This is a genomic window from Streptomyces sp. NPDC127097, from assembly GCF_042724075.1.
In the GTDB taxonomy this organism is placed as follows: Bacteria; Actinomycetota; Actinomycetes; order Streptomycetales; family Streptomycetaceae; genus Streptomyces.
Window position 1 is genome coordinate 1 of the sequence record NZ_JBHXFI010000036.1, and the last position, 12,391, is coordinate 12,391.

Annotated in this window: 12 protein-coding genes; 7 read left to right on the forward strand and 5 right to left on the reverse strand. The window is 71.5% G+C overall.

Translation table 11 applies throughout. From position 1 onward, the window contains the following. Positions 1 to 51: 51 nt before the first annotated feature. From rocD to ACFWJW_RS24720, 3 genes are all read right to left on the reverse strand, one after another. Complete coding sequence (gene rocD / locus ACFWJW_RS24710) at positions 52 to 1,287, reverse strand: ornithine--oxo-acid transaminase (protein WP_387245340.1); 1,236 nt, start codon at positions 1,285 to 1,287, stop codon at positions 52 to 54. Beyond that, positions 1,287 to 2,099 (reverse strand): dimethylargininase, encoded by an 813-nt coding sequence (ddaH, locus tag ACFWJW_RS24715; protein ID WP_387245531.1) that lies wholly within the window; start codon positions 2,097 to 2,099, stop codon positions 1,287 to 1,289. The genes rocD and ddaH overlap by 1 nt, the downstream gene beginning before the upstream one ends. Before the next feature lie 285 nt (positions 2,100 to 2,384). After that, a complete protein-coding gene (locus ACFWJW_RS24720; RefSeq protein WP_387245343.1) occupies positions 2,385 to 2,879 on the reverse strand; it encodes an Lrp/AsnC family transcriptional regulator in 495 nt (164 codons plus the stop codon). 232 nt (positions 2,880 to 3,111) lie between these two features. On the opposite strand from ACFWJW_RS24720, the gene ACFWJW_RS24725 reads away from it, so the two are divergent. From ACFWJW_RS24725 to ACFWJW_RS24740, 4 genes are all read left to right on the forward strand, one after another. Next, entirely contained in the window at positions 3,112 to 3,951 is an 840-nt protein-coding gene (locus ACFWJW_RS24725; protein ID WP_387245346.1) for an alpha/beta fold hydrolase, read from the forward strand. 154 nt (positions 3,952 to 4,105) lie between these two features. Next, positions 4,106 to 5,038: a RimK family alpha-L-glutamate ligase gene (locus ACFWJW_RS24730; RefSeq protein WP_387245349.1), complete on the forward strand. Its 933-nt coding sequence runs from the start codon at positions 4,106 to 4,108 to the stop codon at positions 5,036 to 5,038. After that, positions 5,035 to 5,886, forward strand: a complete 852-nt coding sequence (locus tag ACFWJW_RS24735; RefSeq protein ID WP_387245352.1) for a RimK family alpha-L-glutamate ligase — start codon at positions 5,035 to 5,037, stop codon at positions 5,884 to 5,886. The genes ACFWJW_RS24730 and ACFWJW_RS24735 overlap by 4 nt, the downstream gene beginning before the upstream one ends. Before the next feature lie 155 nt (positions 5,887 to 6,041). Next, positions 6,042 to 8,279 (forward strand): germacradienol/geosmin synthase, encoded by a 2,238-nt coding sequence (locus ACFWJW_RS24740; protein ID WP_387245355.1) that lies wholly within the window; start codon positions 6,042 to 6,044, stop codon positions 8,277 to 8,279. A 172-nt stretch (positions 8,280 to 8,451) separates the two neighbouring features. Here the strand turns inward: ACFWJW_RS24740 and ACFWJW_RS24745 are convergent, their stop codons facing one another. Both ACFWJW_RS24745 and ACFWJW_RS24750 read right to left on the reverse strand, forming a co-directional pair. Beyond that, positions 8,452 to 8,649: a hypothetical protein gene (locus ACFWJW_RS24745; RefSeq protein WP_387245358.1), complete on the reverse strand. Its 198-nt coding sequence runs from the start codon at positions 8,647 to 8,649 to the stop codon at positions 8,452 to 8,454. Next, a complete protein-coding gene (locus ACFWJW_RS24750) occupies positions 8,646 to 8,807 on the reverse strand; it encodes a hypothetical protein (RefSeq protein ID WP_387245361.1) in 162 nt (53 codons plus the stop codon). The genes ACFWJW_RS24745 and ACFWJW_RS24750 overlap by 4 nt, the downstream gene beginning before the upstream one ends. Positions 8,808 to 8,938: 131 nt before the next feature. On the opposite strand from ACFWJW_RS24750, the gene ACFWJW_RS24755 reads away from it, so the two are divergent. The 3 genes from ACFWJW_RS24755 (at position 8,939) to ACFWJW_RS24765 (ending at position 12,265) form a co-directional block, all read left to right on the forward strand. Beyond that, on the forward strand, positions 8,939 to 9,775 hold the full coding sequence (locus ACFWJW_RS24755) for a Scr1 family TA system antitoxin-like transcriptional regulator (protein WP_387245364.1): 837 nt from the start codon (positions 8,939 to 8,941) through the stop codon (positions 9,773 to 9,775). Then, positions 9,772 to 9,966, forward strand: a complete 195-nt coding sequence (locus ACFWJW_RS24760; RefSeq protein WP_387245367.1) for a DUF397 domain-containing protein — start codon at positions 9,772 to 9,774, stop codon at positions 9,964 to 9,966. The genes ACFWJW_RS24755 and ACFWJW_RS24760 overlap by 4 nt, the downstream gene beginning before the upstream one ends. Positions 9,967 to 10,123: 157 nt before the next feature. Further along, entirely contained in the window at positions 10,124 to 12,265 is a 2,142-nt protein-coding gene (locus tag ACFWJW_RS24765) for a UvrD-helicase domain-containing protein (RefSeq protein WP_387245370.1), read from the forward strand. Positions 12,266 to 12,391: the final 126 nt, after the last annotated feature.

Here is a 12,391-nt window from a genome sequence, read left to right on the forward strand (position 1 = left end):
CGTCCGAGCCGCGGCCGCTCCATACGTGCCGAACGTGAGCCGGGTACCGGGTCAGCCCAGCGCCCGCTCCAGGCTGCCCAGCGCCGACGTCAGTTCCTCGGCGGTGATCGTCAGCGGCGGGGCCAGCCGGATCGTCGAGCCATGGGTGTCCTTGACCAGGACGCCTTCCTTCAGCAGACGTTCGCTGATCTCCCGGCCGGTGCCCAGGGCGGGGTCGATGTCGACACCGGCCCACAGGCCGCGGGCACGGAAGCCGGTCACGCCCTTGCCGGTCAGCGCGGCCAGGCCGTCGCGCAGTACGGCGCCGAGTTCGGCGGCCCGGCGCTGGAACTCCCCGGTGGCGAGCAGCTCGGTCACGGCCGAACCCACCGCCGCGGCCAGCGGGTTGCCGCCGAAGGTCGAGCCGTGCTGGCCGGGGCCGAGCACACCGAGCACCTCGCGGCGGGCGACGACCGCGGAGACCGGGACGATCCCGCCGCCGAGCGCCTTGCCGAGCAGCAGCATGTCCGGCACCACGGACTCGTGCTCGACCGCGAGGGTGGTGCCGGTGCGGCCCAGCCCGGACTGGATCTCGTCGGCGATGAACAGACAGCCGTTGCGCCGGGTCAGTTCGCGTACGCCGGTGAGGTAGCCGTCATCGGGAATCAGGACGCCCGCCTCGCCCTGGATGGGCTCGATCAGCACGGCGGCCGTCGTCTCGTCCAGGGCCGCCTCCAGCGCGGCGAGGTCGTTGTAGGGGACGGTGCGGAAGCCGGGGGCGAAGGGGCCGAAGCCGTCCCGGGCGGAGTCGTCGTCGGAGAAGCCGACGATGGTGGTCGTCCGGCCGTGGAAGTTGCCGCCCGCCACCACGATCGTCGCCCGGTCCGCCGGGACGCCCTTGACGTCGTACGCCCACTTGCGGGCGACCTTGATGCCGCTCTCCACCGCCTCGGCACCGGTGTTCATCGGCAGGACCATGTCCAGGCCGGTCAGCTCGGCGAGGCCCTCGGCGAAACCGGCGAGCCGGTCGTTGTGGAACGCGCGGGAGGTGAGGGTGAGTTGATCCAGCTGGCGGTGCGCGGCCTCGATCAGGGCCGGGTGGCGATGGCCGAAGTTGAGGGCCGAATAGCCGGCCAGCATGTCGAGGTAGCGGCGCCCCTCGACGTCCTCGACCCAGACCCCTTCGGCGCGCGCGACCACCACGGGCAGCGGGTGGTAGTTGTGCGCGAGCACCGGGCTCTCGGCCTGGATGAGCTCCGCGGACGAACGGGGAGCCTGAGCCGGGACGGTACGGGTGGGAGCGGTCATCAGCGGATCTCCTGGGTGCAGCACTTGATGCCGCCGCCGGCCTTGTGGAACTCCGACAGGTCGACGGGGACGGGGACATAGCCGTGCGCGCCGAGCTGAGCGATCAGGCCGGCCGCCTGCGGGGCGACGAAGACATGGCGGCCGTCGGAGACGGAGTTGAGTCCGAAGGCCATGGCGTCCTCCCGGGTGGCGAGCACCGCGTCGGGGAACAGCCGCCGCAGCACCTCACGGCTGCCGGACGAGAACGCCTCGGGGTAGTAGGCGATATGCGCCTCGCCGGTCTCCGGGGATTCGCCGAGGACGAAGAGCGCGGTGTCCAGGTGGTAGAAGTACGGGTCCACCAGCTGGAGGCCGATCGTCGGCACGCCGAAGAACTCCTGCACCTCGCGGTGCGCCGCCGGGGTGGTGCGAAAGCCGGTGCCGGCCAGGATGAAGCGCCCGGCCGGGACGAGATCGCCCTCGCCCTCGCACGGTGACTCCGGCCGGTAGACGTCGTAGCCGGCCGCCTTGAACCAGGTCTCGTACTCCGTGGACTCCGGCCGCCGCTGCGGCGCGTGGAAGTGCGAGCCGAAGACCCGGCCGCCCACGACCAGCGCGGAGTTCGCCGCGAACACCATGTCCGGCAGGCCGGGCACCGGAGGCACCGTCTCCACGGTGTGCCCATGGGCGCGGTAGGTGCCCATCAGCGTCTCCCACTGGCGCCCGGCGAGCGCGGTGTCCACGGGCACGTCGGCCCGCATCCATGGGTTGATCGCGTAATGCACGGCGAAGTGTCTGGGCTCGCAGACCAGATAGCGCCGGGGGCGCGACACACGACTCATCGGCACGGGACGATCCCTTCGCTTCCTCGGGCAAATGCGGGGCGACCAGGGTCACAGAGCGTCACCCCGAATGCTTCCAAGGTAAGGAGCGAAGGATTCGGGCCACAAGAAACAAATGCTGCTGAACGGCGCAGTAATGCTGCGTGTCTGCGACCTCTCACGCAGCTTTGCTGCGCACTCCCGGCCCGGATTCCGCTTCTGCGGCCGGTGGGCCGGGACCGCGGCGGCGGTGACGGGCGGCGCGCACCGGGCGCCTCAGCGGACGGTCCCTTCGGATCAGCGGACGGTCCCTCCGGAGGACTGCCGGGCGCCCGCCTCCGGGCTGTCCGGCAGCAGATGGGACAGCACCATGTAACTGATCGTCTTGCGGATGAACGGCTCGGTCCGGATGCGTTCGAGCACCTCCTCGAAGTGCTCCACATCGGTCGCCCGGACGTGCAGCAGCGCATCCGCGCCCCCGGTGACCGTCATCGCCGCCGCGATCTCCGGGTGGTTGCGCACCACCTCCGCGAGCCGGCGGGGCGGCGCCGCGCTGTCGCAGTACACCTCGACGTATGCCTCGGTGAGCCAGCCCAGCGCGGCCGGGCGGACGGTGGCGGTGAACCCCGTGATCACGTTGTTCTCCCGCATCCGGTCCACCCGCCGCTTCACCGCGGTGGACGACAGCCCGATCGCCGCCCCGATCTCCGCGAAGCTCGCCCGGCCGTTGTCGATCAGCGCCGCGACGATCTTGCGGTCGAGTTCGTCGAACGGCACGGCCTTGTGGGTCACTGGGCCTCCCGATTGCTCCCGGTCCATGCCGGTCCTGCTCCATTGCGTCGCCTCACGGTAGCGACACCGGGAGCGGAGGCGGAGGCGGCCGCTCCGGTGGGCGGAGCGGGGCGGCCGGGTGGCGGGGGATGACCGGGATCCTTCGGGCGGCCGGGTGGCCGCCTCGCCGTCCGGTGGGCGGGGCGCGGGAAACCAGTTGCTCCGCGCGGGCGCCGCTGCCAAGGTCGCCGGCATGCCCACCTTCTCCGCGCACGACGGAACCACGCTCGCCTACCACGTGTCCGGAGACGGACCCCCGGTGATCTGCCTGCCGGGGGGACCGATGCAGGATTCCGCATACCTCGGCGACCTCGGCGGCCTTGCCGCGCACCACCGGCTGATCCGGCTGGATCTGCGGGGCACCGGCCGCTCCGCGATACCGGCGGATGCGGCCTCCTACCGCTGCGACCGGCTCGTCGACGATGTGGAGGCGCTGCGCGAACACCTCGGTCTGGAAAGCGCCGACCTGCTCGCGCACAGTGCCGGCGCGAATCTCGCGGTGCGGTACGCGGGCCGCCACCCGGACCGGGTCGGCAAGATGGCGCTGATCACGCCCAGCGTGATGGCCGTCGGGCTCGTCATCACCGGAGACCTCCGGCGCGAGACCGCCCGGCCGCGCCATGAGGAGCCGTGGTTCGCCCCCGCGTTCGCGGCCTTGGAGGCGCTCGTCGCGGGAAAGCCGGCGGACGACTGCCGAGAGGTCATCGCGCCATTTTTCTACGGGCGTTGGGACGCGGCGGCGCAGGCGCACCGGGCCGCGGAGGACGGCCAGCGGAACGCGGCGGCCGCGGCGGTCTTCGGCACCGACGGCGCCTTCGCACCGGAGGCCACCCGGGCGGCGCTCGCCGGATTCGAGCGGCCGGTGCTGCTGCTCGCCGGAGAGGTCGACCTGGGCGCCCCGCCGCCTGCGATGGCGGAGTTCGCCGGCCTGTTTCCGCACGCCCGGCTCGTCGTTCAGCCCGGCACCGGGCACTTCCCGTGGCTCGACGATCCCGAGCGCTTCCGGGCGGCCACCTCGGCGTTCCTGGCGTAGGCGCAGGGGGAGGCGCGGGCCGCCGGAGACGCCTCTGGACGGGCCGGGGCCCGGCGCGTGGGTGCACCGTCCCCGGCGGGCTCCGCATGGGATCCTGGTGTGTCATGGATCTGCCGGACGGTCGGTGGACGTGCGGCGATGACGAGGGTGCCCGATGAGACTCTGCTTCCTGGTGGAGGAGCAGTACCGCCATGACGGCATGCCGCTGGAGGTGATCCACCAACTCCGCGACTGGGGCCACCAGGTGGACGTGCTGTGGCCCGGCCGCTCGCTGATCCGGATGTCCGAGGCGGTCCGGGCCGGCAGCCACGATGCCTGGGTCCTCAAGACCGTCTCCGGCGGTCCGGGCCTGACGCTCCTGGAGGCGGCCGCTTCCGTCGGGCTGACCACGGTGAACGATGTCCGGGCCATCCGTGGCGTACGGGACAAGGCGCTGGCCGCGGTGATCGCCCGCGGCAAGGGGCTGCCGGTCCCCGTGACGTATGCGGCGGCCCGTCCCGAGGAGTTCGCGGAGATAGCCGAGGCGGAGTTCCCGCTCGTGGTGAAGCCCGCGGACGGCAGTTCCGGGCGCGCGGTGCGGCTGGTGGCGACGCCGGACCGGCTGCTGGAGCCGGGCGGCCCGGACGGACCGGCCGGCGGGCTGCTCATCGCCCAGCCGTATATCCCCAACTCCGGTACGGATCTGAAGGTCTACAGCGTCGCCGGTGAGCTCTACGCGACCGAGCGGTGCTCCCCGCTGCACCCCGCGCACGCCGTCCGTGAACGGCAGGTGCCGCTGACCCCCGAAGTCGCCCGGATCACCGCCGAGATAGGCGCCGTCTTCGGCCTCGATCTCTACGGGGTCGACATCCTGCTCGGGCCGGACGGCCCGGTGGTCGTCGACATCAATGACTTCCCCAGCTTCCGTCAGGTGCCGGACGCGGTCGCCCGGGTGTCCGCCGCGGTCCTGGACCTGGCCCGCCGTGGGGGGCGGGAGACGTTCACCACCGGGCAGACGGGCGCGAAGGCGACCCCGCCGCCCCCGTTCACCGCGCCGTCCGTTCCCCGTCCCACCCGGCCCGCGGCGTCGATCGGCGGCGGCCGGTGAGGATCTGTCTGCTCACCGCGGACCCCGGGCACCCGCTGCTGGCCGCGGTCACCGAGCTGCTGACGCCGGATCACCGGGTCGAAACCCTGGACCCGGGCGCCGAAGGGCCGGGTCCCGGCCTCTCCTCCCTCGCCGATGTCTATCTCCTCAAGGCACGGACGCCCCGGGCGCTGGCGCTCGCCGCGCTCCTGGAGGAGCACGGCGCACCGGTGCTCAACTCGGCCGCGGCGACCGCCCGGTGCCAGGACCGGGTGGCGATGGCCGCGGTGGCGCGCGCGGCGGGGCTGCCGTTCGCGGCCACCCGCTCCGTGGCCACCCTGGGGGAGCTGGCCGCGGCCGGTGCCCCGGACGGCCCGCTGGTGATCAAGAGCCGGTTCAGCCGCCGCCGGGACCTGGTGACCCGCGCCGACAGCGCCGTACGGCTGCGGGAACTGGCCGCCGACTGGGCCGAGGAGCCGGTGGTGGTCCAGGACTTCACCCCGAACAGCGGCTGGGACCACAAGCTGTGGGTGGTCGACGGGCAGCTCTTCGCCGCGCTGCGCCGCTCGGAGCTGGCCCCGGACGGCCGCGGTCCGAACCTGCCGCTGCCGGTCGGCGAGCTGCCCGCGAGCTGGACCGCCGCCGCGCTCCGGGTGGGCGAGGTCTTCGGCCTGGACGTCTACGGGGTGGATCTGCTCGACGCCGGGGGCGGTGCGCCGCTCATCGTGGACATCAACGCCTTTCCCGGCATCCGCGGCCAGGCCGGTGCGCCGGAGGCGCTGGCGGCGCTCGCCCTGCGGACCGCGGCGGCGCGCGGCCGGGGCGCCGGCGCGGACGAAAGAAAAGTGCCACAAGTCAGCGAGAAATGAACCCGGTTGGCGTCACCCCGGACCGAAGGAGAGCGGAGGCGGAAGCTCCTCCTCCGTAAGGTCTAAGGCGCCGGGCCCCGGGGTAGCGCAGCCCCGTCAGGGGGGCGTGATCCACCGCGCCGTCCCTCCGTACGCAGGGGAAGAGGCCAGCAACGGTGACCCAGCCATTTGAATTGCCCCACTTCTATACGCCCCATCCGGCGCGGCTGAACCCGCATCTGGAGACGGCGCGTACGCATTCCAGGAAATGGGCCCGCGACATGGGAATGCTGGCGGGCTCGGGCATCTGGGAAGAGCAGGACCTCGACGCCCACGATTACGCGCTGCTGTGTTCCTACACCCACCCGGACTGCGACGCCGACGCGCTTTCACTGGTGACCGACTGGTATGTCTGGGTCTTCTTCTTCGACGACCACTTCCTGGAGAAATTCAAGCGGACGCTGGACCGGAAGGGCGGCAAGGAATATCTGGACCGGCTGCCCGCCTTTATGCCGATGGACCTGACCGCGCCCCTTCCGGAGCCGGCCAACCCGGTCGAGGCCGGGCTCGCCGACCTGTGGCGGCGCACGGTGCCGCGGATGTCCATGGACTGGCGGCGCCGGTTCGCCGAAAGCACCGAGCATCTGCTCAATGAGTCGCTGTGGGAACTGTCCAATATCAACATCCACCGGGTGCCCAACCCCGTTGAATACATCGAGATGCGCCGCAAGGTCGGTGGCGCGCCCTGGTCGGCGGGGCTGGTGGAGTACGCGACCGGCGCCGAGGTGCCCGCGTCCGTCGCCGCGTCCCGGCCGCTGCGGGTGCTGCGGGACACCTTTTCCGACGCGGTCCATCTGCGCAACGACCTCTTCTCCTATCAGCGCGAGACGGAGGAGGAGGGCGAGCTGAGCAATGGCGTCCTGGTGCTGGAGAATTTCCTGCACTGCACCACCCAGGAGGCGGCGGACGCCGTCAACGATCTGATCACCTGCCGGCTCCAGCAGTTCGAGAACACCGTCCTCGCCGAACTCCCCGCGCTCTTCCTGGAAAAGGGGCTCGATCCGGTCTCCTGCGCGCAGGTGCTGGCGTATGCCAAGGGGCTCCAGGACTGGCAGTCCGGCGGCCACGAATGGCATCTGCGCTCCAGCCGCTACATGAACGGCGGCGGGGCGGCGGCCGGCAGCCCGCGGCCCTGGTCGCCCTTCTCCTTCGGCGGCCTCGGCACCTCGGCGGCCGACCTGAAAACCGCCCTGACCACGGCCGGTGCGCTCCGCCTCCGCAGCGGCACCCACGTCCCGCACCAGAAGGTCGGACCGTCCCGACTCCCCGACTTCTGCATGCCGTTCACCACCACCCTCAGCCCGCACCTGGAAGGCGCCCGGCTGCGGGTCATCGACTGGGCGCACCGGATGGGCCTCCTTCAGCCGCAGCCCGGTGTGCCGCTCTCCGACATCTGGGACGAGCCCGCGATGGTCCGGCACGATCTGGCGCTGTGCGCGGCGGGAATCCACCCGGACGCCACCCCGGAGCAGCTGGACCTGGACGCCGCCTGGCTGGCCTGGGGCACCTACGCCGACGACTACTATCCGGCGGTCTTCGGCCGCACCCGCGACCTCGCCTCGGCCAAGGTGTGCACCGAGCGACTGTCGGCCTTCATGCCGCTCGACGCCACCACGTCCCCACCCGAGCCGGTCAACGCCCTCGAACGCGGGCTGGCGGACCTGTGGTCCCGTACGGCGGCCGGTATGGCTCCTGAGGCGCGCCGGGCGTTCCGCGAAACCGTCGACACCATGACCGCCGGCTGGCTCTGGGAGATCGGCAACCAGATCCAGCACCGCATCCCCGACCCGGTCGACTACCTCGAGATGCGCCGGGCGACCTTCGGCGCGGACCTCACCATGAGCCTGAGCCGGCTCGCCCACGGCCGCCGGATCCCGCCGGAAATCCTCCGCTCCGGCCCGCTGCGCTCACTGGAGAACGCCGCCGCCGACTACGCCGGCCTGATGAACGACGTCTTCTCCTACCAGAAGGAGATCGAGTACGAGGGCGAGGTCCACAACGGCATCCTGGTCGTCCAGACCTTCTTCGGCTGCGACTACCCGACCGCGCTGCACATCATCGACGACCTCATGACCTCGCGCATGCGGGAGTTCCAGCATGTCGCCGCCCATGAACTCCCCGTCGTCTACGACGACTTCCAGCTCCCGCCGGAGACGCGCGAGGCGGTGGACGGCTATGTCCGCGAGCTGGAGCACTGGATGGCCGGCATCCTCATCTGGCACCGGGACTGCCGGCGCTACCGGCCCTCCGAGCTGCGCCACCCGACGGGTTCACCGGGCCGGCTGGGGGCGCCGACCGGCCTGGGCACCGCCGCGGCCGGCCTCTTCCGGCGGTCGGTCGCGCGGGCCGGGTAGCACCGGCATTCCGGGACGAGGCACGGCGGCAGGCCAGGACCGGTGGGGATGTAGACCACGCCGGATTCCACGTCCAGTGCTCCACCGTGCTTCGTCCACCACCCCTCGGGGCTCGCCTCGTACGGTGTGCCCGCGAAGGGGTCTGCGGCGACCTTCGCCGGGTCCGGGGGCGTCACGGTTCCCCCTCCCCCTCGGCCTCCCCCTCGGCCTTCCTCTCGGCCTTCCTCTCGGTTTTCTTCTCGACCGGTACGTCGTCGTGCTCCGGGTGCCGACGCAGCAGCACCCGGCAGTCAACGGCCTTCGACCGGTCACCGTTCCGCTCGGCCAACGCCAGCACGGCCCGCAAGGTGTCGCACGTCGTGCACCTCACAGCGACCTCCCCAGCTGTCCGTGGCGCTGCCGCCGCGCGTAGTCCTGGTGCACCCGCGCACGAAGGTGCGTGAGGGTCTCGCTGTCGCTGTCGCTGTCGCTGTCATCGGCCAGTTCGGGGCACTCCGGTTCCGTGTCGTCCGGTAAGCCGGTGTTCACCGCTACATCCTCTGGACCACTCAACGCCCACTCCTCTCCGTAGTCATTCCACTACCAAGGGCGGCCAGAGTGGCCTAGAGTCGGGAGCTACTCAACCTGTCGAAGGAGGGGGAAGCGTTGGTGAAAGCCCGGTGAATCGCAAGGAGTTGACGCCGGACAGTAGTCCGCAAGCGGCCTTCGGGGCGCGCTTGCGCAGCTCACGGGAGGCGCGCGGCTGGACGCAGGACGAGCTCGCCGAGCTGATGGGATATTCCAGTACTCATGTCTCGGCGGTGGAAACTGCGCGGAAACCCCCTACTCTGCGGTTTTCGCGTAGCGCGGACCGCACCTTCGGCACCGAAGGCACCGTGGACACGTTCGAGCGCCAGTGGCGCGAAATCCGCCACGGCAGCCTGCTGGAGGGCTTCCCGGAGTACGTCGGCCACGAGGGCCGGGCGGCGGAGATTCGGCTGTACGAAGTGGGTGTTGTCCCTGGTCTGCTTCAGACCTCGGAGTACGCATCCGTGATCGTCGGGAGTGCCGTCAAGCGAGGAGCGATCACGCCCGAGCAGGCGGACGAACGGGTGTCGCTCGTAGCCGAACGGCAGGCGACACTTGTCCGGACACGCCCGCCGCTGGTCTTCGTGGTGCTGGACGAGAGCTGTATCCGGCGGCCCATTGGCGGACCTGCTGTCATGGACGCGCAGTTGGCGCGGCTGATCGAGTTCGCCGAGCTGCCGAACACCGTGCTCCAGGTAGCGCCGTTCGAGCTGGGAGAACGTCGGCCGTTCAGCCTGCCGATCACTGTGCTGACGCTGCCGGATCGCTCGCTCATGTCGTATGCCGAGTCTGCCCACCGGGGTCATCTCGAACGGGAAAGTACATCGGTGCTCCCCATACTGACGGCCTACCATCAGCTACAGGCCGAAGCTTTCTCTCAGGCGGCATCTGTGGCCCTGATCAATCAGTTGCGAAAGGACATCCCGTGACCGACTCCCTTCGATGGGTCAAATCCTCGTACAGCGAAAACGGCGGACAGTGCATCGAGTGGGCTCCGGAACACGCGGTGGCCACCGGTGAGTTCCTGGTCCGCGACAGCAAGCACCCGGACGGTCCCTGCCTGGCTCTGTCCCGTCAGGGGTTTGCCGGGCTCGTGGAGTTCGCCAAGTCCTACGCGTAATCCGCCGCACCGCGGACCCTCCGCGCCATGCGCCCGTGCCCCGCCCGTGCGCACTTCCGCGTCATGTGCCATCGACCTATGGTTCATGACCCATGTGGTTCATGGCCCATGCGGTGCATGACCCGTGCCTTCGGGGCGAGCGGTGAGGGGGCGAAGGATGGCGGCAGGGAGTGCACCGGGCGGGGCGGCGGGTGCGTCGGCGGCCCGGCGGGCGCAGCAGGCGCGTCGGCAGGAGCGGCTGTTACGGGAGCAGTGGCAGGCCGCCAGGGCGCGGGCCGAGCGCTGGGAGGCGGCGAGCGAGGGGGAGCGGCGGGTCGCCGCCCAGCTGCTGATGCTGGCCGAGCGGGGCTGGCGGCTGCTCGTGGACCGGCGCTGGCCGGGCACCCGCGCGGCCAATGTGGACATGCTGCTGATCGGCCCCGGCGGAGTCTTCGTCATCGACGTCAAGAACTGGCGGGCCGCCCCGGAGACCTGCGCCGGCCGGCTGCGGGCCGGCGGATTCTCCCGTGACGAGCACCGCCGCAAGCTGCTCGCGGTCACCAAGGCCGCGGAGAGCGCGGTGGCGTCCCTGGGGATGTCCCCGGTGGCGGTGCGCCCGCTGCTGGCCTTCGCGGGGCATCAGGTCGACGCGGAGCTGGGCCGGGTGCGGCTGCTGGGCGAGCGCGAGATCGGGCCGGCGCTGCTGTCGGAGCGCACCCGGCTGTCCGCCCAGTCCGTCCGCGCCCTCACCGAGCATCTGGAACGGGTCTTCCCCGAGTACGAGGCCCCGCCGGCCGCCCCCACACCGGACACCGCCCCTCCGGGCACCACCACTTCGGACACCGTCGCCCGAATACCGGACACCGCATCCGACGGCCTCTTCGACCTCGACGGGCTGCGGGATGCCGCGCTCGACGAGGCGCGCCGCGCGCCCATCGAGCAGTGGATGACCTTCCTCGACCCGGACCAGCTCGCCCTCGTACGGCGCAACTGGGCCGGTCCGGCCAGGATCAGCGGCCCGGCCGGCACCGGCAAGACGGTCATCGCCCTGCACCGCGCCGCCTACCTCGCCCAGCGCACCAACGGCCGCATCCTGTACGTCACGTTCGCCAACAACCTGCCCCGCGTCCAGGCCACCTTCCTGAAGACCATGGCCCCGGCGGTGGCCGACCGGATCGACTTCCGCAGCCTGCACTCCTGGGCCCAGGACTATCTGCGCGACCGCGGCGTGCCGGTCCACCTGCACAAGGAGAAGGCGGAGACGGCCTTCAGCTTCGCCTGGAAGCACGTCGGCCGGAACAGCTGTCTGACCGAGATCGACCCGCTGCACCCGTATTGGCGGGAGGAGATCGACTACGTCATCAAGGGCCGCGGCATCACCTCCTTCGACGAGTACGCCGCGCTGCCGCGCCGTCGCCGCCGCGCCGGGCTGCGCCGCCCGCACCGGCAGGCCGTCTGGTCCCTGTACGAGGCGTACGAGGCGGAGCGCACCGAGCGTGCCGTCCACGACTTCAACGATGTGCTCTCCCTCGCGCTCGCCGAGGCGGCCGGCCGGATCGGGCACGGCGGCTACGCGGCCGTCGTCGTCGACGAGGTCCAGGACCTCACCCTCGTCGGGGTGCGCCTGCTGCACGCCCTGGTGGGCGACACCCCCAATGGCCTCCTTCTGGTCGGCGACGGCCAACAGGCCGTCTACCCGGGCGGGTTCCGCCTTTCGGACGCGGGCATCGACATCCGCGGCGACCGCGGCCAGGTGCTGCGGGCCAACTACCGCAACAGCAAGGAGATCGTGGACACCGCGCTCTCCGTCGTCGCCGAGGACGCCTTCGAGGACCTCGACGGGCTGCGTACCCCGGGCCGCCGGGACATCGACCTGACCTACCACGACGGCGAGGTGCAGCGCGCCGTACTGCCCACCCCCGCCGCACACGACGAGGCGCTGCTGACCGCGCTGCGCGGCCTGACCCCGCAGGAGCTGGCCGGTTCCGCCGTCCTCTGCCCCGCGAAGCGCGCCATCGAGCACTATCAGCGCCTCCTCACCCGGGCCGGCCTGCGGGTCTGCTCACTGGACCGCTACGACGGCCACCCGGTGGAGGCCGTCAAACTCGGCAGCTACCGCCGGGCCAAGGGCCTGGAATTCAAGCGCGTCTATCTGCCGCAGCACGACAACCCGCCGCCCATGGGCACCCCGGACGGCCGAACCCCCGCCGAAACCGCCCACGAGCGCGCCGAACTGGCCCGCAGTCAGCTCTACGTCGCCATGACCCGCGCCCGCGACGTCCTCTGGCTGGGCAGCGTCCGGCCGCTGCGGGAGAACTGAGCGACGGGGCCGGCCCCGGCCGTGTCGACCTCGCGGACCCTGCCGGCCCTGTCGACCTCGCCGACCCCGTCGGTCCCACCAGCCCCACCGACCCCACCGATGCCGCCCGTAATGTCCTGCTCCACG

Bases quoted from the DNA above. Each gene is read 5' to 3' on its own strand.
- rocD (WP_387245340.1), bottom strand. From the start codon at position 1,287: ATGACCGCTCCCACCCGTACCGTCCCGGCTCAGGCTCCCCGTTCGTCC.
- ACFWJW_RS24725 (WP_387245346.1), top strand. From the start codon at position 3,112: ATGCCCACCTTCTCCGCGCACGACGGAACCACGCTCGCCTACCACGTG.
- ACFWJW_RS24730 (WP_387245349.1), top strand. From the start codon at position 4,106: ATGAGACTCTGCTTCCTGGTGGAGGAGCAGTACCGCCATGACGGCATG.
- ACFWJW_RS24765 (WP_387245370.1), top strand. From the start codon at position 10,124: ATGGCGGCAGGGAGTGCACCGGGCGGGGCGGCGGGTGCGTCGGCGGCC.